Source organism: Mucilaginibacter ginsenosidivorax, assembly GCF_007971525.1.
In the GTDB taxonomy this organism is placed as follows: Bacteria; Bacteroidota; Bacteroidia; order Sphingobacteriales; family Sphingobacteriaceae; genus Mucilaginibacter; species Mucilaginibacter ginsenosidivorax.
On sequence record NZ_CP042437.1, the window covers coordinates 5,076,052 to 5,094,391 of the forward strand.

Annotated in this window: 16 protein-coding genes; 4 read left to right on the forward strand and 12 right to left on the reverse strand. The window is 40.9% G+C overall.

Going from position 1 to position 18,340, the window contains the following annotated elements:
* The first annotated feature begins 22 nt into the window (after window positions 1–22).
* Window positions 23–490, forward strand: coding sequence for a hypothetical protein (locus FSB76_RS21395; protein WP_147056944.1), 468 nt, complete (start codon window positions 23–25; stop codon window positions 488–490).
* 12 nt (window positions 491–502) lie between these two features.
* On the opposite strand, the gene FSB76_RS21400 is transcribed toward FSB76_RS21395, so the two are convergent.
* Both FSB76_RS21400 and FSB76_RS21405 read right to left on the reverse strand, forming a co-directional pair.
* Window positions 503–1,264: an MBL fold metallo-hydrolase gene (locus FSB76_RS21400; RefSeq protein ID WP_147056946.1), complete on the reverse strand. Its 762-nt coding sequence runs from the start codon at window positions 1,262–1,264 to the stop codon at window positions 503–505.
* Window positions 1,261–1,533 carry a hypothetical protein gene (locus tag FSB76_RS21405; RefSeq protein WP_090653283.1) on the reverse strand — a complete coding sequence of 91 codons (273 nt, stop codon included), beginning with the start codon at window positions 1,531–1,533 and terminating at the stop codon, window positions 1,261–1,263. Before FSB76_RS21405 ends, FSB76_RS21400 begins: the two co-directional genes overlap by 4 nt.
* Window positions 1,534–1,648: 115 nt before the next feature.
* Between FSB76_RS21405 and FSB76_RS21410 the strand changes: the two genes are divergently transcribed.
* Window positions 1,649–2,710, forward strand: coding sequence for a polysaccharide deacetylase family protein (locus FSB76_RS21410; protein ID WP_147056948.1), 1,062 nt, complete (start codon window positions 1,649–1,651; stop codon window positions 2,708–2,710).
* Between the two features lie 136 nt (window positions 2,711–2,846).
* On the opposite strand, the gene FSB76_RS21415 is transcribed toward FSB76_RS21410, so the two are convergent.
* The 10 genes from FSB76_RS21415 to spt all read right to left on the reverse strand — a co-directional run bounded on the left by FSB76_RS21415 (window position 2,847) and on the right by spt (window position 15,383).
* Window positions 2,847–3,395, reverse strand: coding sequence for a CAP domain-containing protein (locus FSB76_RS21415; protein ID WP_147056950.1), 549 nt, complete (start codon window positions 3,393–3,395; stop codon window positions 2,847–2,849).
* A 228-nt stretch (window positions 3,396–3,623) separates the two neighbouring features.
* Window positions 3,624–4,391 carry a hypothetical protein gene (locus FSB76_RS21420; RefSeq protein ID WP_147056952.1) on the reverse strand — a complete coding sequence of 256 codons (768 nt, stop codon included), beginning with the start codon at window positions 4,389–4,391 and terminating at the stop codon, window positions 3,624–3,626.
* Between the two features lie 241 nt (window positions 4,392–4,632).
* Window positions 4,633–5,571 (reverse strand): phosphatase PAP2 family protein, encoded by a 939-nt coding sequence (locus FSB76_RS21425; protein WP_147056954.1) that lies wholly within the window; start codon window positions 5,569–5,571, stop codon window positions 4,633–4,635.
* A 1-nt stretch (window position 5,572) separates the two neighbouring features.
* Window positions 5,573–6,199: a sterol desaturase family protein gene (locus tag FSB76_RS21430; protein ID WP_147056956.1), complete on the reverse strand. Its 627-nt coding sequence runs from the start codon at window positions 6,197–6,199 to the stop codon at window positions 5,573–5,575.
* Window positions 6,200–6,516: 317 nt separating this feature from the next.
* Window positions 6,517–7,239 (reverse strand): CDP-alcohol phosphatidyltransferase family protein, encoded by a 723-nt coding sequence (locus tag FSB76_RS21435; RefSeq protein WP_147056958.1) that lies wholly within the window; start codon window positions 7,237–7,239, stop codon window positions 6,517–6,519.
* Between the two features lie 25 nt (window positions 7,240–7,264).
* Window positions 7,265–9,823, reverse strand: a complete 2,559-nt coding sequence (locus tag FSB76_RS21440) for a DUF5686 family protein (protein ID WP_147056960.1) — start codon at window positions 9,821–9,823, stop codon at window positions 7,265–7,267.
* Between the two features lie 625 nt (window positions 9,824–10,448).
* Window positions 10,449–11,774 (reverse strand): inositol-3-phosphate synthase, encoded by a 1,326-nt coding sequence (locus tag FSB76_RS21445; protein WP_147056962.1) that lies wholly within the window; start codon window positions 11,772–11,774, stop codon window positions 10,449–10,451.
* Between the two features lie 186 nt (window positions 11,775–11,960).
* Entirely contained in the window at window positions 11,961–12,947 is a 987-nt protein-coding gene (locus FSB76_RS21450; RefSeq protein ID WP_147056964.1) for an NAD-dependent epimerase/dehydratase family protein, read from the reverse strand.
* Window positions 12,944–14,062, reverse strand: a complete 1,119-nt coding sequence (locus FSB76_RS21455; protein ID WP_147056966.1) for a GNAT family N-acetyltransferase — start codon at window positions 14,060–14,062, stop codon at window positions 12,944–12,946. The genes FSB76_RS21450 and FSB76_RS21455 overlap by 4 nt, the downstream gene beginning before the upstream one ends.
* A gap of 115 nt (window positions 14,063–14,177) precedes the next feature.
* A complete protein-coding gene (gene spt, locus FSB76_RS21460) occupies window positions 14,178–15,383 on the reverse strand; it encodes a serine palmitoyltransferase (protein ID WP_147056968.1) in 1,206 nt (401 codons plus the stop codon).
* Between the two features lie 365 nt (window positions 15,384–15,748).
* On the opposite strand from spt, the gene FSB76_RS21465 reads away from it, so the two are divergent.
* Together FSB76_RS21465 and FSB76_RS21470 are read left to right on the forward strand one after the other, a co-directional pair.
* Window positions 15,749–17,095 (forward strand): TolC family protein, encoded by a 1,347-nt coding sequence (locus tag FSB76_RS21465; protein ID WP_147056970.1) that lies wholly within the window; start codon window positions 15,749–15,751, stop codon window positions 17,093–17,095.
* Window positions 17,096–17,155: 60 nt separating this feature from the next.
* A complete protein-coding gene (locus tag FSB76_RS21470) occupies window positions 17,156–18,334 on the forward strand; it encodes an efflux RND transporter periplasmic adaptor subunit (RefSeq protein WP_147056972.1) in 1,179 nt (392 codons plus the stop codon).
* Window positions 18,335–18,340: the final 6 nt, after the last annotated feature.

Below are 18,340 nucleotides of genomic sequence, written 5' to 3' on the forward strand. Positions count from 1 at the left end.
TAAAAAACATAATTGTTTCCGGATGATGTTAAAATGCCTGATCAAAATAGTATCTCCGGTCATTTTAATGGCAGGTTTGCTGGGCTGTAGCCATGGTAAACAGGTATTTAAAAGTGATTGCAATGACGATTACTCGCCCGTTTATAAACGTGTTCCTTTTACCGAGCTGGTAAAAAATCTTAAAAAATACGACGGGCAATATGTAAAGGTTACCGGTAAATATATAGAAGCGCCGGAGCAATCCGCTTTGTTTAATGATAGCCTTTTTGCCGATCGCTCGGCAGAGCACGCTATCTGGATAAATTTTAACCCCGATTGCCCGCTTTACCTGGAGGGAACGCGAACAGGTCTTTTTCAATATAATAATGGCCAGTTTACACAAATAAATGATAAACATGTAACTATAAAGGGGCGGGTTGATGCCCACGATACCGGGCACTTAAACCAATATAAAGGGGCTATTGAAAGAATTAGTTATATCAAGTTATAAATAGGCTCTTTTTTAAATCTCCAGTTTTAAACCATCGTAAGCCAGCCGGATATTAGGTGGCAACTCGGCAGATATATCCTGGTGTTTGCCCAGGCGGTGACTTATATGGGTAAGATAAGTAGTTTCGGCACCAATTTCGATGGCGAAATCAATAGCCTCATCGAGTGTAAAGTGCGAGATATGGGTTTGCTTTTGCAGGGCATTGATCACCAATATTTTTGAGCCTTTTATTTTTTCTTTTTCGGCCTCCGATACGGTTTTGGCATCGGTGATATAGGTGAAATCATTTATCCTGAAGCCCAGTACCGGTAGCCGGTAGTGCAAAACCTCGATTGGGATAAATTTTACACTGCCAATATTAAATGGATCTAAACCGATGGGATGTACGGTAACCTGCGGAATACCCGGATAGCCTGTACCATCAAACACATAAGGGAATTCGCGGGCAAGCGCGCGTTGTACCCTAAAATCGGCGTAAACATCTACAGGACCTTGTTGAAAATAGTTGAATGCCCGGATGTCATCCATCCCGGCTATATGATCTTTATGCTCGTGGGTGTATACAATGGCATCCAAACGTTTTACGCCTGCACGCAGCATCTGGTATCTGAAATCGGGGCCCGAATCAATTACGATGGTTTTATCTTCGGCTTCAATTAAAATAGACGTGCGCAAACGCTTATCGTATGCATCGGCAGACGTGCACACTTCGCACCCGCAGGCAATAACAGGTACGCCCTGCGATGTTCCGGTACCTAAAAATGTTATGGTCACAGCTGCAATTTTGTTTGTTTTATTTCCTGTAAAAATGCAACCTGTTTCTCGTCAAGCAATCTAAAATCTACTTCCAGTTCGCGGAGGAGTTCAACCAGGGCCAGAATTTTACTTTCCAGGTTCGAAAACCGGTTTACAATCACCATACGGCTGTTTAATAGCAGGCATGCCCCGGTTTTAAAGTTGCCTTTCTCGTACCGCACCTTGTAGCCTGCTGTTTTGAGCAGCATTTCTAATTTTTCGAGTGTATGGTTGGTAGCGGGAAGCATTATTTCAAAATTAGTAAATTAAGTGTAATTACAGGTTCATTTTTGGATATGCATGCCTTTGGTTTAAATAGCTTGTATGATTATATTTATAAGCCATTTATAATCCTGCACCATCATGAAAAAAATTGTATTTTTTGTTGTTTGCCTAATTTGCGGTGCTGTTGCTTTTGCACAGCAAACAAAAACCTATGCCGAAAAGCTGGGCTGGCCCAAAGGCGCACGTGTAATTATTTTGCATGTTGACGACGCCGGGATGTCGCATGAATCAAACGATGGCGTGCAAACAGCCATAGAAAAGGGCGTGGCCACCTCAACCAGTGTCATGATGCCCTGCCCCTGGGTACCCGAATTTGTAAAATACCTGGATAAGCACCCCAATACCGATGCCGGGCTGCATTTAACCTTAACATCCGAATGGGATAATTACCGCTGGGGGCCGTTGGCGGGTAAAAGTGTGGTACCCGGCCTTACAGATAAACAGGGATGTTTGTACCCCAGTGTTGTGGCTGTTTATTTTAATGCATCGGCAGATGAAGTTGACAAGGAAATAAGGGCGCAACTGGACAGGGCTTTAAAAATGGGTTTTAAGCCTACGCATCTTGATTCGCACATGGGCACCCTATTTGCCAAGCCGGCATATACCGAAAAGTATATTAAGCTTGGAATTGAAAAGCAAATTCCGGTGATGTTCCCCGGCGGCGATGACCTGTTTTACCGTGCCGAAGCCCGTGCCGCTACCATAGCCGAATTAAAAAAACAGGGTAAATATACCGAAGGCATGACGATACCTGATCCCGCAGTTTTGGCCAATGTGAAAGAAACCGGAGCTATGATCTGGAAGGCCGGGCTGCCCGTTCTCGACGATCTGCATAACTCAAGTTACGATTGGCAGATGCCCGATATCGATAAAATGACCGACGCCCAAATTCAAAAATGGTACACCGATCACTATATCGAAAGCATTGGTCGCCTTTCGCCGGGATTAACCATGGTAATTATGCATTGTACTAATCCCTCGCCAAATTTCGATCAGATATCGGATACCGGAAAAAAACGTAAAGGCGATTTGCTGGCCATGCTCGATCCACGGTTAAAAGCATTCTTAAAAGAGAAAGGATTTATACTAACCACCTGGCGCGAGGTAATGGAAAGAAGGGTGAAGGCGGGGATAGATTAATTATTGAATTATTGAATTATTGAATTATTGAATTATTGAATTATTGAATTATTGAATTATTGAATTATTGAATTATTGAATTATTTGTTTTAATTCCATTTTCAAATTTTCAAATCATCAAATTTTCAAATTAGTTTTAATTCTGTATCAGCTTATACTTTCCTGATTTAATTAGCTTTTGCTGATCGGCCGAAAAGGAGGTACGGCCGCCAAAATCCTGTACCCAGTAGCTTTTATATTCTGCTACGCCAACTTCTTTAAAGTCGGGATTCATCAGGTTTTGGCAATGGCCTTCGCTTTTGAACCAGCCATCCATTACTTCGGCTATGCTTTGCTGGCCCTGTGCAATGTTTTCGCCTATGGCAAAGCTTTTATAACCTTTAAACTTATAACCGGCAAAAACTATCCTGTCTTCCATACTGCGGCCATCTTTACTGGTATGGCTAAAATAATTGCGTTTGGCCATATCCTTTGCATGGCCGGTTGCTGCATCAAACAGTTTATCGTTCCAGGTTAAGGGAGGAGCGGGCGGGAAATACTTATCTCCACAATTGCAGCCCCTGGCCCGGGTTTGGTTTATCCGGGATAAAAACTCGCTTTTAAATTCCTGTGTTTGCCCAAAGGCTTTGCCGCATATTAATAATATGGCAACTAAATATATAGTGCTTAAAAATGATTTACTCATATACTTATCAGACAAACAAAACGGAATGGGGTTTAGTATGGTGTATCTAAGAAATTTTTTAAATAGTTGAGGCGGTGTTATTGATTATTGGAATAGTCCTTATTAGATTACTGAACATAAACTATTGCCGGGGTTTCCGGAGCCTTATACGCCAACGGCTTCGCTTTCTACGTCGCAGGTAATAAATCATTACTGCTATTGCCATAACTGCAAGCGCAATGATAAGCGTTACAACGAGACTGTATGCCGTGCCGAGGCGAGTTTGGAGCCGCGTTTGAAGCTGGAGGTATATACTTTTTTTTTGACGATGATTGAGTCTTGCTTTTTAAGCTGAACGGAGTCTTTTTTAGCAATCATTGCCAATTTGGTTTCCTCTGCTTTTCGAATGCTATCGTCTAAAAATTCATGTCGTTTTATGGCAACGGCGGCTTTGTCGTAATTCTTCATGTGCCGGTACAAATCAGCATAACCTACCTGCACTGCCGATTCATTCCTTGAATCCTTGTTTTTTACAGCAATTTTTAAAGCTTCGTTTAAATCGCCCATGGCAAGTGTGTAATCCTTAATGTCGCTTTTTATAGCCGATAGCTCAATTAACGATGCAATGATATTAGGAACATCATGTTTTAAACGGGATATATTGTTTGATTGCAATATGAACCATTTGGCCTGGCTGTAATTATGCTGCGAGCGGTAAATTTTTGACAGGTTGTTGTAACAGGTACGTAAACCTAAAGAATCATTCATGCTTGAGTAAACATGTAGCGCCAGCATCGAGTAATTTAACGCTTCGTTTTTGTAATAGTGTCTTAAGTTCCTGTTGCTAACCGTATCATAGTGCATGTATTCTTCGGCTATAGCGTTGTAAATGGGGCCTTTTAAAGAATCGCTTGTGAGCTGTAATTTTTGCTTAAGACTATCCAGGTCACCAGTGTAAGCTGATAATTTTGATCCGGCTAATAACGTAAAGATGAGGCAAGTAAGCAGTTTCTTCATATAGGGGTTACCGAATATAGCAATATATTTTAATAAACGTAATCAAATAATGTGCCTGATTAGGCGGGCCATGCGCCTGAAGGAATAACATAGATGTGAAATGTTGTTTTTTGCGCTGCGATGGCCTTTTTGAGGCTAAACCTAAGTGTTGTTTTTTTTTAACAGGGCCCGGTTTTTTTTTGCACATTTTATTTGGTACACAAAACTGGACAGGATTTTTACCGGTTACAGCTATTATGTACTAAACAATAGTCTGTTCGTACCTGGCGATAAAATGTTGCAGTGCCTTTGATCGCTTTAGCAAAAAATTGAAAAGCAAGATGCCGATAGACGCGCAACTGATGCCTGCCAATACATCAAGCACATAGTGGTGGCTGGCATATACCGCAGTAAACCAGATGCCCAGCATTACCACGGCAAAAAACAAGTTTGCCTTACCAAGCCGGTTTTTAATACCGTAATATAAAACAATAACCGGGTATGATGAATGTAATGACGGCATGGCCGCAAACACGTTTGAGCCCTTGGCGTAAATAGATTTGAAAACGCCCGCGTGAAAAAATTCGTCAAACTTGGCCAGTCCTGCGGTATTACCCTGGGTTAACGGATGAAATTGCAGGCCATGGTACTGTACATACCAGGGCGGGGCCGCCGGGAAAGCGTAATAAACTACAAAACCCAATAAATTAACCAGTACGAAGGTGAGTGAAAATTTAAGGAACTGCTTTTTGTTTTTAAAAAACAAAAAAGTTGCAAAAGCAAGCGGTACCGGAATCCAGCACAGGTAAAATATACCTGCCATAACATCAATAACAGTGTTGCCGTTTGCCCGCCAGTATTCATTTGGGGTAAGCAGGCTGCCTTTGTAATGGATGCCGAACAAGCGTTTTTCGAAATTATAGATATCGGCTATGTGTACGGTATTGAAATTGTAGTTGGGGAAGGCCTTCATGTAATCAAATATGATCCAGTATACAATGAAGATGCTGAAGCCGAGGATAAATTTGCGGGTAACCGCCGAAGCGTAAAAAAGAGAATTAAATATCAGTACAAGCGTTAACTCATCGCTTTTGTAACCGATTAAAAAGTAGGAGAGCACTAAATACCCTATCGAGATGAGCGAAACAATAAGTACCGTTTTGGTATTAATTGTTACACTGTTATGCGCGGTAGTATTCACCTTATTTTTTTAAGAAGCCGGAACGGAATATTTTGTCCCACAATGGTGAACTCACTCCGTAGCCCCTGTCGGGATCCTGGTAGTGGTGCAGCATATGGTGTTGCTTTATTTTTTTAAACAGGCCGCTTTTAAAGTTAAAATGATGCATAGCATAGTGCGATATATCATAAAACAGGTAGCCTAATATAAAGCCCGGAAAAAAGCCAAAAACATTATCAGCAGGCAGTATCCATTTAAACAAAAAGAAGAAGCCGGTAGCCAGCGGAATGCTCAATGATGGTGGCAATACCAAACGTTTGGCATCACTCGGATAATCGTGGTGTACGCCGTGCATAATAAAATGTAGCCTTTTCGCCCACTCCCAATTTTCGTTGGGTTTAAGGTGAAAAACAAAGCGGTGCATAATATACTCGGTAATTGTCCAGATAAATAAGCCCAGGATAAACAATTCCGTGTATTTTATAAAACCGATACCAGCGTTAAAGGCCAGGTAGGTTGAGTAAATGATAACCGGTACAAAAATATACAGGGGCACGGTATAATGCACCTTTGATAAACTCTCTAAAAAGTTGCTTTTAAACATCCTCACAGACTCCTGCGAGTTAGATACATAATTCTTTTTTGCCATAATATATCAGGTTTAAAATTTTTAAGGATTTCTTCGCCTGTTATTTAATGTTTTGTTTTGATATAATTTATTACAGTGTTAAGTCTACAGTCTTTAGTTGGAAGCCATAAGTCGGAATTTGCCTTTGTTCGGCTTAAAACCAACTGTCATTTTACCATTGGCACAACACCCGGAGCATAATTCAACCGCTGAGCGAAGGTACGATATTTTAACCGGGGTCTCAAGTTGTAAGTTCAAAGCCTTAAATTGGAGAAATCTTAATTTTTCATCACCAGTGCTGAAATTGAACTTGTGGCTAAAGACTACTGACTTAGAACTTATAAACCTTCTTCCTCTTGTTTTATCAAGGCCTTTTTTGCTTCTCTTAACCGGTTAAACGCGGTAATATTGGTTAGCACCGCCAGCAACACCAAAGGAAAGGTAAATATTGATATCGGTTCAAATATGTGAAATTTAATACCCGGTACAAATAATTTATAATTACCGCCGATATATTGCGCAACTATACCGCTTATTAACGCGCATACGCCAATAGTAACCACACGCTCGGGCCGTTGCATTAAACCGCCTTTTACCTCAACACCCAAGCCTTCGGCACGTGCCCTTACATAACTTACCATCATAGAGCCTATAAGGGCTATAAACGCTGCTATCGAACTTATAAAATAGTGATGCCCAACCAGGTAATAACAAATACCCAGGAACATAATTAACTCGCTGTAACGGTCAAGAACAGAATCATACAAAGCGCCGAAGGTTGATTTCATGTTGCCTAAGCGGGCTACCTGGCCGTCAAGCATATCAAACAAGCCGGCAAACAGTATCAAACCACCTGCCCAGCCTACATATCGCAAATCGCCGCGGTTACCTTCTTCGGCACCTAAAATAAAAATGGCCGCAACACCAACGTTCAGTACAAAACCAATTGATGTAACTGCGTTTGGCGTTAATCCAACCTTGATCAGAATTTTTACAACGGGATCAATCACCCGGTAAATACCTAATTGCAGGTTTGTTCTAAGCGATATTTTTTGTTCCATTTTTGTAATAGTTTGATGTACAAAATTAAAAATCAAATTTAATTCTGGTGCGTATACCCCAATTTGCTACGTTCGGATGATTAAGGTAGTTAAACCTTTCCACAAAATCAACACGAATTAGTTTAAATATGTTTTCGATACCAACGCTTCCCTCAACATAAGGAGTGCGGCCTAATGAATAAGTTAGCGGTACCCCATTATCATCAACCGGTAACTGGTATAATGATGGGTGTATAGATGGATTATTACCGTCGCTTAAGCCGCCCCATAATACTTTAAGAGATGCTGTTTCGCGCCATTTTAATTTTTTGAACAACGGCACTTTATTAAAGAAGAAACCCATAAAGTGCTGATCAATCCTTACACCTTCATAATGATCATAAACAAACTCTAAAAAGTTCATCAGGTTATAGGAATCGATATCATAAGCATAAGTTTGGTTGGCACGCGGAATTGATAGCAGCGGATATGGTACTGTGCCGAACACCTTGCCGCCGTATACAGCTACATCGGCATAACCCAACTGCGATTCGTATACACGTTTATCAATACGGGCATCAATTTTTTGGTAATTGTATTCGCCGCCAAAAACGTTTTTCAAACCAGCGGTAAATTGTACCTGGTAAATAGGATACTTATTAGGGAGCGGAGTACGATAAATTTTACCCTGGTAAAACTCTTCGTTTGGCGCGTATCTTAAACCCGCAGTTATTTCGGTCGACGTTAAATCATGAACAGGGTGTGTAAGATCATCCATCGGCCTGAAATATAACGATCCGGCTGGCTCCTGTTTCCAGTTGTTAAAACCGGCGCTGTATGAAAAATGGCTTTCAAACTCGTGTACATAATCAATTCTGTAATTATCGTTGTACAGGTATTTGTCATTTACCCCACGCTTAAATGATAACAGGAAGTTATCCTCCTGCACAAACTGAAGGTTAGCGCCCGGGATTTTAGTATCACGCTGAAAGCTGGCCCTCAAATAGTTTTGCGGAAATTTATAGATCGATTTATTATTAAGCGAATAAGTTGCGCTCAGGAAGTATTTCCAGCGTTCGTCTTTAAACCCGTAAGCCGCGTAAGTTTCAAAATAGTAACGCTTGCTTAATGCCGGTGTGGTACGGCCACCAAACCTAAGTTTGAAACCTTCTACAGGGTTAAAACTATAAAAAGTGTTTGCCGGGCCAATTTCAAATTTGCCAAAGCCTTTGTAACCCGCCAGTAACAGCGTAGCAATATCAACCGTACGCTTATAAGATGGCATATCTTTTAAGCTATCGATGTTTTTATAAACCTTTGATTCGGCAGTGGTAAGCGTATCAAGCCTGTTTTTTTGCCAGAAAGCGTCCGATCTGTTTTTTGCTTCATCAGATGCCTCTTCCGATTGTTTATTGTAAGCCGTATCGGGCCGGGGTTTGTTTACTACATAGTTGCCCAGGGTAATGGTACGTGTACCAAACAAACTGCTTTTTGCATCTTTTTTAGATGCACCAAAGTCGGCCGTAGTGGTACTCTTACTCATGTGGTAACGCCCGTCCGGATTTTGTTCAAATGTTAAATCTACCTGTATCGACCGGATGAAGTTGATATTGATATTCTTATTTACAATAAGGTTGGCCTTTTGAACGGCATAATTACCATCAAGGGTAATATAAATCCGTCCCTCAAACAACACATCTGTGGTGTTTCTTGGGGTAAAGCTCAACTCAACCAACTTGTTATTATGATCGTCGGTAATGGTATCCGTAATGAAAAATTTATAGTAGTTGGGCGAGTTGTCTGATATCGGGCTTAAAAACTGGCTGGTTATTAAAAGTACATTGTTATCGTAAATATTAACCTTGGTATACAGGTGTTTAAAATATTGGTTCAGGCCTGCATTATCAACAGCAGGGCCAAAGTTTACATTTTTTTCGCCCAATACAATTTCCCTGTTTTTTTCGGGGTTTTTACGATAGTAGTTTTGCGATATTTTCTCGTTCAGGAAAATAGGTAATATGGATTTTCCGGGGACTGTGGTTGAATCCCTGTTATCAAGGATGAACTTGTATTTCCTGAAAAATTTACGATCCGAAAACTTTGCCGAAACATTGGCTGCCCCAAACATCATTTTATCATACTCGCGGTACTCAACGTAATCATAGGCTTCAGGGCGGTTTTTTTCTTTGTTTTCAATAACCTTACGTATCAGCTCAACAGCGGGGTTATCTTTATTACGGTATTTGGGTTTTTTACCGGCTTTAATAGTAACCTGGGCCAGTTGCTGCGCCGATGGAAAAAGCTTCACATTAATAACCTGCTCTTTACCCGGTACCACTGCCAAAAAAGCGTCTTTATACCCTAAAAAGGAAATTTTTATTTGCTTGTAAGTTTGGTTGGTAGTTGACAGGCGATAATTTCCATTGTTATCGGTAGTAACTCCGGTTGTGGTTCCGGTAAAGCCAACTACTACATAAGGAAGGGTTTGTTTATTGCCCGCATCAGTAACTTTGCCAGTAATAATAGTGGTTTGGGCAAATATTGATGTAACGGAAAAAAAGAATATTGAAAAGAATAGACTTTTGTAAATTTTTTTAAACTTCATGTACTTTATGCAATTATGCAAATACAAACCTTTTTTTGATTGATAATATAATCCCGCCCCGCTATTTAGCTAACCTTTTGGTTACCGATATTATTAATTATCGGTTTAAATTATCACGCCGATCAATCATACTCCCTGATCCCACTTTTCGGCTTGTTTTAGGCGGTAAACCTGTTTTAAACGGGTTTAATGCACCTTTTATAACTTCTATATCACGCTTGTAACTGCGTTCCAAAGGTAAAAAAAATCCCTACAGACTAATGTGGTCAAAAAGTCAAATATTGCCTGTGGCATTTACAACAACGGAAATCGTTGAAATAAATTACCTTGAAATTATACTAATAGCTAAATAATGATAATAATACATAGCAGGGCATACTAATCAGTATTTGCATACACATAACCTGTAGAATTACAGGCTTAAACAAAAAATTCTGTTACAAGAGTACTAAAAAATGCCAGCCCGCTGTACAGCCGCTATAAGTATTTAACATTTATTAACAGCTTAATTGATATTTGGCAGCTTAGCAATTAATAAACCTTAGGTTTAAGAGATACTTTATAAACAAATCAGCCGCATAAAGATGGGACTTTATACGGCTGATTTTTATTTTATTACAATTTATTATGCTTCCTGTGCAAACATATCGTCATAATAATCTAAACCAAGGTGGGTTATCAAATCTTCGCCCATTAAATAACGAAGTGTGTTCTCTAACTTGATCAATTGTTTAAATATATCATTCTCGGGATGTAAGCCCTCTGCAGTTTGAGGGGATTTAAGATAAAATGACAACCATTCCTGTATTCCGCTCATGCCTGCGCGTTTGGCCATATCGCTAAATAAAGCCAGGTCAAGCGCGATAGGGGCGGCAAGGATAGAGTCGCGGCAAAGGAAGTTAATTTTGATTTGCATTTTGTAACCCAACCAGCCAAAAATATCAATGTTATCCCAGCTTTCTTTGTTATCGCCATGGGGAGGGTAGTAGTTGATGCGGATTTTGTGGTAAATGTTACCATAAAGCTCCTGGTTATCTTCTGGTTTAAAGATATCTTCCAGAACGCCTAATTTTGATACTTCTTTGGTTTTAAAATTATCCGGATCATCCAATACCAAGCCGTCGCGGTTACCTAATATATTGGTAGAGAACCATCCGTGTACGCCTAATGAACGTGCAGCAAGGCCCGGTGCCAGAACTGTTTTCATTAAAGTTTGGCCGGTTTTAAAATCTTTACCTGCAATAGGTGTTTTGGTTAATTTTGATAACTCAATTAAAGCAGGGATATCAACGGTTAGGTTAGGGGCACCGTTTGAGAAAGGCACACCTAACTTCAAGGCCGCGTAAGCATATATCATGCTTGGTGCTATCAGCTTGTCGTCATCTTTTAAAGCCTGTTCAAAAGCTGCAAGCGACTGGTGAATGGCCGATGCTTCGTAATATATCTCTGTTGATCCGCACCATACCAATACAACACGGTCTAAACCGTTTTGCTCTTTAAAGTTTTGGATATCCTCCATTACCTGCTGTGCCAGTTCATACCGTGTTCCGGTTTTAACGTGGGTTCCTCTTAGGTTTTTAGCGTAGTTTTGATCAAAGGCAGCTTTCATCGGCACTATCGCTTCCAGGGCCGGTTTTACAGCATCCAATAACGACGATTCCAATACCTTGGCGTTTGATGCAGCCTGGTAAACATTATCTTCATAAACATCCCATCCGCCAAACACAATATCGTTTAGCTGGGCAAGCGGCACAAATTCATTGATTTTAGGGTTACGGTTTTCGGTACGTTTGCCTAAACGGATGTGCCCCATTTGTGTAAGAGAGCCGATTGGTTGCGAAATGCCTTTTTTTACAGCTTCAACGCCGGCAATCAGCGTGGTGGCTACTGCGCCCAAACCAGGGATAAGGATACCCAGTTTACCTTCGGCTGGAGAAATTTTGATTTTCATTATACTTATTTATTGTTTAATTGTTGGAGGAAAAGGGCTGCTTAGATGATTTTTAGCCGTTTTACCTTTTTGTTGTTTTATTGTTAACTTATTGATTATCAATTTACTTAAACGTTTAAGTAAATTGCTGTGATTTATGTTTTAGTCAATTTTAATGTTATATGTAATCATGCTTTTTGCCGGGCGTTACAACCAGTCGTTGGCCCTATACCACTTTAGGGTTTCAATTAAGCCGGTTTGTAAATTGTAGGCCGGATAAAACCCCAGCTGCGATTTTGCTTTCTCGATATCAACCGACCAGTTAACGGCCATGAGTTCGTCAAGCTTCTCCATATTTATAATGGCGGCTTTATTGCTCAAAGAACTCACTTTTTCTGATACAAAAGCTATTATTTTTACAAATATTACAGGTAAATGAAATTTAAAGGTTTTTAAACTTAATGCTTCCTTGGCTAAGTTAGCCAACTCATATTTGCTGTAAAAATTTCCGTCGCTTAAATTATAATCTGTATTGTTTCCGTCGTACAACGATTTTATAGAAGCTTTGGCTACATCCTTTACATATATAAAGGTTAGTTTTTGATTGGCCTTGCCCATATACGGCTCAAGGCCGCGGGTAAGCTGCTTAAAAAATATAAATATCCCTGTATCCCTTGGGCCATAAATGGCCGTTGGCCGCAATATAGTATAGTTTAAATTTTCAACCGTCCTTAACTGTTCTTCGGCCAATAGCTTGCTGCGGCCATAGGCTGTAACCGGGTTGGGGTTGATAGTTTCGTTGATTGTGCCCGATAATGTTTTAAGCGGCCCAAGCGCTGCAAGGCTGCTGATGAGCACAAACTTTTTTAGGTTAATGCCCGCCTCTATCGCGGCAGAAGCCAGGTTGAATGTATGGGTTGCATTAACATAGTTATAGGTGGCCTGTGATTTGGCTGCCGTAACACCGGCCGCGTGGATGATATAATCGGGCTTAATATCGGCAAGCTGTTGTTTCAGCGCTGTAAGGTCGCGGTAATTGAGGTTAACAAATTTGATATCGAGATTTTTAAGGTGCTCTGTTTTACTGCTTTTGCGAACAGCAGCATACACTTCAAAGTTGTTGTGTAATGCCTCTTCAATAATATGAAACCCCGCAAAACCGCTTGCCCCGGTTATTAAAACCTTTTCCCTCATATTGCTTTTTGGTACAACCTGTATGTTTTATACGGATCGCCTTTGATGGCTTCTATAGCCCGGTTTACCATGTCGTTATGCTCTAAAGTCCAGCCGGCCTCGGCATGTTTAAAGCCCTTGGCTTTGTATTCCCTTATAATAGTGCCGTATAAACAGGCTTCAATACCCATTTTGCGGTAACCATCTATTACCCCTAACGCATAAATGCGGATGCTTTGTATGTTTTTTTTACCAAACAGCAGTTTAAAAATGCCGGTTGGCAACAAACGGCCACGTTTTATTTTCTGAAAAATTTCGTTATAGTTTGGCAGGGCCAGGCCAAAGGCTACTATTTTGCCATTTTGTTCGGCAACCAAGGCAAAATCAGGATCGAGGATAAGTTTAAGATCTTTGGCCAGGTAATCAAATTCCTCATCGGTTAAGGGCACAAAGCCGGTATTGCTATCCCAGGCCGAGTTATACACTTCGCGAAGCTTGGCTGCTTCTTCTTTGAATTTTTTTAAATTTACTTTACGGATAATGATATTGCTCCGTTTTAAACGCTCCTCTAAAGAGTTTAATAACCTTACCGATTTATCATCATATTCCTGCCCGTCCCAATGCCATGCTATCAGGTCAACATCTTTACCAAAGCCATAACTTTCAATAAGGCTGGCGTAATAAGGCTTATTGTAGGTGTTCATTAAAAACGCCGGGCTATCAAAGCCTTTAATTAGTAACCCGCAAGGCTCATTGGTGCTAAAGTTTACCGGGCCTAAAAGCTGGCCGGTTATACCTTTGTTTTTAAGCCAGCCGGTAACTACATCAAACAGCAGGTTTGAAACCTCGGTGCTATCTATGCAATCAAAAAAGCCAAAAAAACCATCGTTTTTATGATTGTATTGGTTGTGGGCGTTATTCAATATGGCGGCAATACGGCCTACAATTTTATCGCCATCATAAGCTAAAAATGGCTGTACTTTGTTATGCTTATGAAAAGGGTGAATAGTTAGCAGGTCGCGCTGGGCTATAAACAGTTCGGGAACATAGTTTGGGTCGCCCTCATACAAATCATGCGGAAAATCAATAAATGAAGCCAGTTCCTTTTTAGAACTAACTGTTACAATTTTTATCATGAGTGGTTTGCACTAATTGGTTGCCCTGAGGCTATATGAACGTAAAAGTCCGTGTGTACAGGCTTGCTTTTAATAAAACAGCAGCCAGTTATACACACGGACACTTTATATATGATTATATTTTTTCTTTAACAGAAGTAACGCCTACATCCTTAAATACTTTAGCCAGCTTTTCAACGGCTTCTTCAATTTGCTCAAATGTATGGGTAGCCATTAATGAGAAACGTAATAACGATGAATCTGAAGGTACAGCCGGCGAAACAACAGGGTTAACAAATATACCGGCCGCTTGCAGCTGTTTTGTTACCAGGAAAGTTTTCTCGTTATCGCGTACGTAGATAGGCAATATCGGACTTTCGGTTGGGCCGAGGTCAAAGCCTTCGTCAAGCAACAGTTTCATGGCATAATTGGTGTTATCCCAAAGTTTCTGAATCCTTTCAGGTTCTGATTCCATGATATCCAATGCTGCAATTACGCTGCCAACAGATCCTGGTGTCATACTCGCGCTGAACATTAATGAACGGCCGCGGTGTTTAATAAAGTCAACAGTGTCCTTATCGGCAGCTATGAAACCACCTAACGAAGCTAATGACTTACTAAAGGTACCCATAATAAGATCAACATCTTTGGTAAGGCCAAAGTGCGATGCAGTACCTGCTCCATTATGACCGATAACCCCAAGGCTATGTGCATCATCAACCATGATGTTTGCACCATATTGGTCGGCAAGCTGAACTATTTCAGGTAACTTAACAATATCACCTTCCATGCTGAAAATACCATCAACGGCAATAACCTTTACAGCTTCTTCGGGCAATAATGCCAGTTTGCGCTGCAGGTCGTTCATGTCATTGTGAGCGTATTTTAACACTTTTGAAAACGAAAGGCGGCTACCGTCAATGATGCAGGCATGATCGTATTCGTCTAAAATAATGTAATCATTGCGTCCGGTAATGCAGGATAGTACGCCAAGGTTTACCTGGTAGCCTGTGCTAAATAAAACGGCGGCTTCTTTGCCAACTAAATTGGCAAGCCTGTTTTCTAACTCAATATGAATATCCAGTGTACCATTTAAGAAACGCGATCCGGCACAGCCTGTGCCATATTTATCAATCGCTTTTTTTGAAGCTTCTTTAATTTTAGGGTGGTTGGTAAGGCCTAAGTATGAGTTAGATCCAAACATTAATACCCTTTTGTTGTCAATTAATACTTCAGTGTCCTGAGCAGACTCAATAGGCCTGAAATAAGGATACAATCCCTTCTCCCGGAGCATATTTGCAACCTGGAACTCGGCGATCTTCCCATGTAGTTTTTTAACCATGTATTAACTCTGCTTTAATTTTGCGTAAAAATACCATGAATAAGTGTATAACTTATACGGTAAATGTAATTTTTTTTAAATAAGCCTTCCCAAACGTGTAAGTTCTGACAAAGCCGTATTAAACCACATGGCAAATTAATTAAAATTTTTATTTATTTGCTATCCCTTATTTTCATTTTTTTGTAAAAACGGCCAAAACACGTTTTTTGTAGCATTTTTATAAAGTTTACGTAAAATTTTTGTGGTTGATGCTAATTTGCTAATATTAACCACATATTCGCACATTCCCTTTATAATTTAGCTAAAACTAAGTGCTGCTGCATTTGTAGTTTAGGTCGGCGACCATTGACATCTATTTCCTCTGTATGAAAAAACTAAAGTACTTATCCCTCTTAACGATAGTTCATTTAACATTAATTTTACATTCGCAATCTTTCGCGCAAACAGGTGCCGATACAATTACCGGGCCAGTTACGCTAAAGCAGGCTGTTGATTACGCGTTGCGCAATCAGCCCGCTGTAAGGCAGGCTTCTATTGATGAGCAGATAAACGAGCGTGATATCAGGATCGGCTTATCGGGATGGCTGCCCCAGGTAAATTCATCGGGCCTTTATAACTACTATTTTAAAGGACAGCCGCAGGCTGGTTCGTCAGGAGCCAACATTCCGTCAAACGCGGGTAGTATCCGTAACCTGTCAACCCTGGGTGTTACAGCATCGCAGGTAATTTACAATAATGATGTGTTACTGGCTTCAAAGGCTTCAAAATATTCGCGGGAATACTATAAGGATAATACGATAAGCAGCCAGATAAACGTGGTAACGGATGTAAGCAAAGCTTTTTTTGATGTGTTGTTATCGCAAAAGCAGCTGGATATTACTAATGAGGATATTACCAGGCTGCAACGGAGTTTAAAGGATGCCACCAACCGGTACCAGGCAGGCGTATCTGATAAAACCGATTTTAAGCAGGCAACCATCGCCCTCAATAATTCGATAGCCACCCGTAAATCAACCGAGGAATCTATCAAGAGTAAAACTGCTTATTTAAAACAAATTATGGGTGTTGCGGGGCCTAATACACTCACGCTGGCTTATGATTCATCGCGCTATGAGCAGGAGGTTGCTATTGATACCAACCAGGTGCTTGATGTAAATAACCGTATTGAGTACCGGCTGCTGCAAGCCAGCAAAGCGCTAAAGATTTTAAATGTTGATTATTACCATTATGGCTTCCTGCCTTCGTTATCGGCAGTGGGTAGTTATAATTATGCCTACTTTAACCACAATTTTAGCCCGCTGTATAGTAATGCCTACCCTACAGGTTATGTAGGCCTGACATTAAACCTGCCCATTTTTCAGGGTGGTAAGCGACTTCAAAATTTAAGCAAGGCGCGTTTACAGGTTGAACGTACCGACCTTGACATTGTAAATACCAAAAACAGCCTTAATACCGAGTATGTACAAGCGCTTGCGGGTTACAAAAGTAATTTTACCAGCTATAAACTGGTGCGCGAAAATGTTGACCTTGCCAAGGATGTATATAAAATAGTAAGCCTGCAATACCGCGAAGGTGTTAAAACTTACCTTGATGTTATTGTGGCACAATCGGACCTGCGGACGGCCGAACTGAATTATTATAACGCGCTGTTCCAACTGCTGGCCAGTAAAATTGACCTGCAAAAAGCATTGGGTACATTGCCCCTGCAATAAATAAGATTAACACTCAGGATATTTTTTTTAGAAAGACACTCAAACGAACAAATCACTATAATGAAGAACAGATATATATATTGGTTGGCCCCTGCAGCATTATTGGTATGGGCATCATGTGGCAAACAGGATAAAAAAGGCGCGGCCGCCCCACCGCCAACCCCGGTTTTAATTGCCGATGCCACCGTTGGTAACGCTACCTATTATGATAGTTACCAGGGAACGGTAATATCCATTAATACGGTTGAGCTACGAAGCCAGGTACCAGGATTTGTAACCGGTATATTTTTTAAAGAAGGCGATATTGTTGAAAAAGGTAAAGTGCTTTATGAAATTGATAAGCGCAAATACGAAGCAGCTTACCAGCAGGCTGCTGCCAATGTTTTGAGCGCGCAGGCCAACCTTACCAAAGCACAAAAAGATGTTGACCGTTATAACATGTTGTTGAAAAACGATGCTATTGCACGCCAGACTGTAGACCAGGCCGTCGCCGCTTATGAAACCAATAAAAGTTCGGTTGCGGTGGCCAAAGCAGGCCTTGCATCGGCAGCTACCGACCTTTCGTACGCTACCATACGTGCACCATTTACAGGCCGTATAGGCATATCGCAGGTAAGGTTAGGAGCACAGGTTGCCGTTGGTACCACGCTGATGAACACCATATCTGCCGAGCACCCAATTGGTGTTGATGTGGTAATTAACGAGCAGGATATTAACCGCTTTTATGGCCTGCAAAAATCAAGCAGCGATACCACATTTAAATTGCAGCTGCCCGATGGCACAACTTATAATAAAACAGGTAAAGTTTTAGCTATTGACAGGGGAGTAAGCAGTGGTACCGGAAGTATAAAAGTAAGAATCCAGTTCCCGAACGAAGATGATGTGCTGAAGGATGGTATGAGCTGTGTTTTGCAGGTGCTCAACAGCCAGTCGGGCAAGCGGGTGCAAATACCTAATAAAGCGGTTACCGAGCAAATGGGCGAGTTTTTTGTTTTTGTAACCAGGGATACTACGGTAAAAGACACCGGCCCTGATAAAACAGTAAAAGACAGGCGCGATACTATTGCCAAACAAATAAAAGTAAAGCTTGGCCCACGTGTAAATACCAGTATTGTTGTAATGGATGGTATTAAAGCCGGGGATAAAGTGGTAACAGATGGTTTCCAGCGTTTGCGCGATGGTGGCCGGATTACCCTTGGCGCAGGTGGCCCTCCAGCTGGCGCGGCTCCCAAAAAATAGTATGAA

What these genes read in the sequence shown, in the direction of transcription:
- spt (WP_147056968.1), bottom strand. Translation starts at nt 15,383, where the DNA reads ATGGTTAAAAAACTACATGGGAAGATCGCCGAGTTCCAGGTTGCAAAT.
- FSB76_RS21410 (WP_147056948.1), top strand. Translation starts at nt 1,649, where the DNA reads ATGAAAAAAATTGTATTTTTTGTTGTTTGCCTAATTTGCGGTGCTGTT.
- FSB76_RS21415 (WP_147056950.1), bottom strand. Translation starts at nt 3,395, where the DNA reads ATGAGTAAATCATTTTTAAGCACTATATATTTAGTTGCCATATTATTA.
- FSB76_RS21420 (WP_147056952.1), bottom strand. Translation starts at nt 4,391, where the DNA reads ATGAAGAAACTGCTTACTTGCCTCATCTTTACGTTATTAGCCGGATCA.
- FSB76_RS21470 (WP_147056972.1), top strand. Translation starts at nt 17,156, where the DNA reads ATGAAGAACAGATATATATATTGGTTGGCCCCTGCAGCATTATTGGTA.
- FSB76_RS21465 (WP_147056970.1), top strand. Translation starts at nt 15,749, where the DNA reads ATGAAAAAACTAAAGTACTTATCCCTCTTAACGATAGTTCATTTAACA.
- FSB76_RS21455 (WP_147056966.1), bottom strand. Translation starts at nt 14,062, where the DNA reads ATGATAAAAATTGTAACAGTTAGTTCTAAAAAGGAACTGGCTTCATTT.
- FSB76_RS21405 (WP_090653283.1), bottom strand. Translation starts at nt 1,533, where the DNA reads ATGCTTCCCGCTACCAACCATACACTCGAAAAATTAGAAATGCTGCTC.
- FSB76_RS21450 (WP_147056964.1), bottom strand. Translation starts at nt 12,947, where the DNA reads ATGAGGGAAAAGGTTTTAATAACCGGGGCAAGCGGTTTTGCGGGGTTT.
- FSB76_RS21435 (WP_147056958.1), bottom strand. Translation starts at nt 7,239, where the DNA reads ATGGAACAAAAAATATCGCTTAGAACAAACCTGCAATTAGGTATTTAC.
- FSB76_RS21445 (WP_147056962.1), bottom strand. Translation starts at nt 11,774, where the DNA reads ATGAAAATCAAAATTTCTCCAGCCGAAGGTAAACTGGGTATCCTTATC.
- FSB76_RS21430 (WP_147056956.1), bottom strand. Translation starts at nt 6,199, where the DNA reads ATGGCAAAAAAGAATTATGTATCTAACTCGCAGGAGTCTGTGAGGATG.
- FSB76_RS21395 (WP_147056944.1), top strand. Translation starts at nt 23, where the DNA reads ATGATGTTAAAATGCCTGATCAAAATAGTATCTCCGGTCATTTTAATG.
- FSB76_RS21440 (WP_147056960.1), bottom strand. Translation starts at nt 9,823, where the DNA reads ATGAAGTTTAAAAAAATTTACAAAAGTCTATTCTTTTCAATATTCTTT.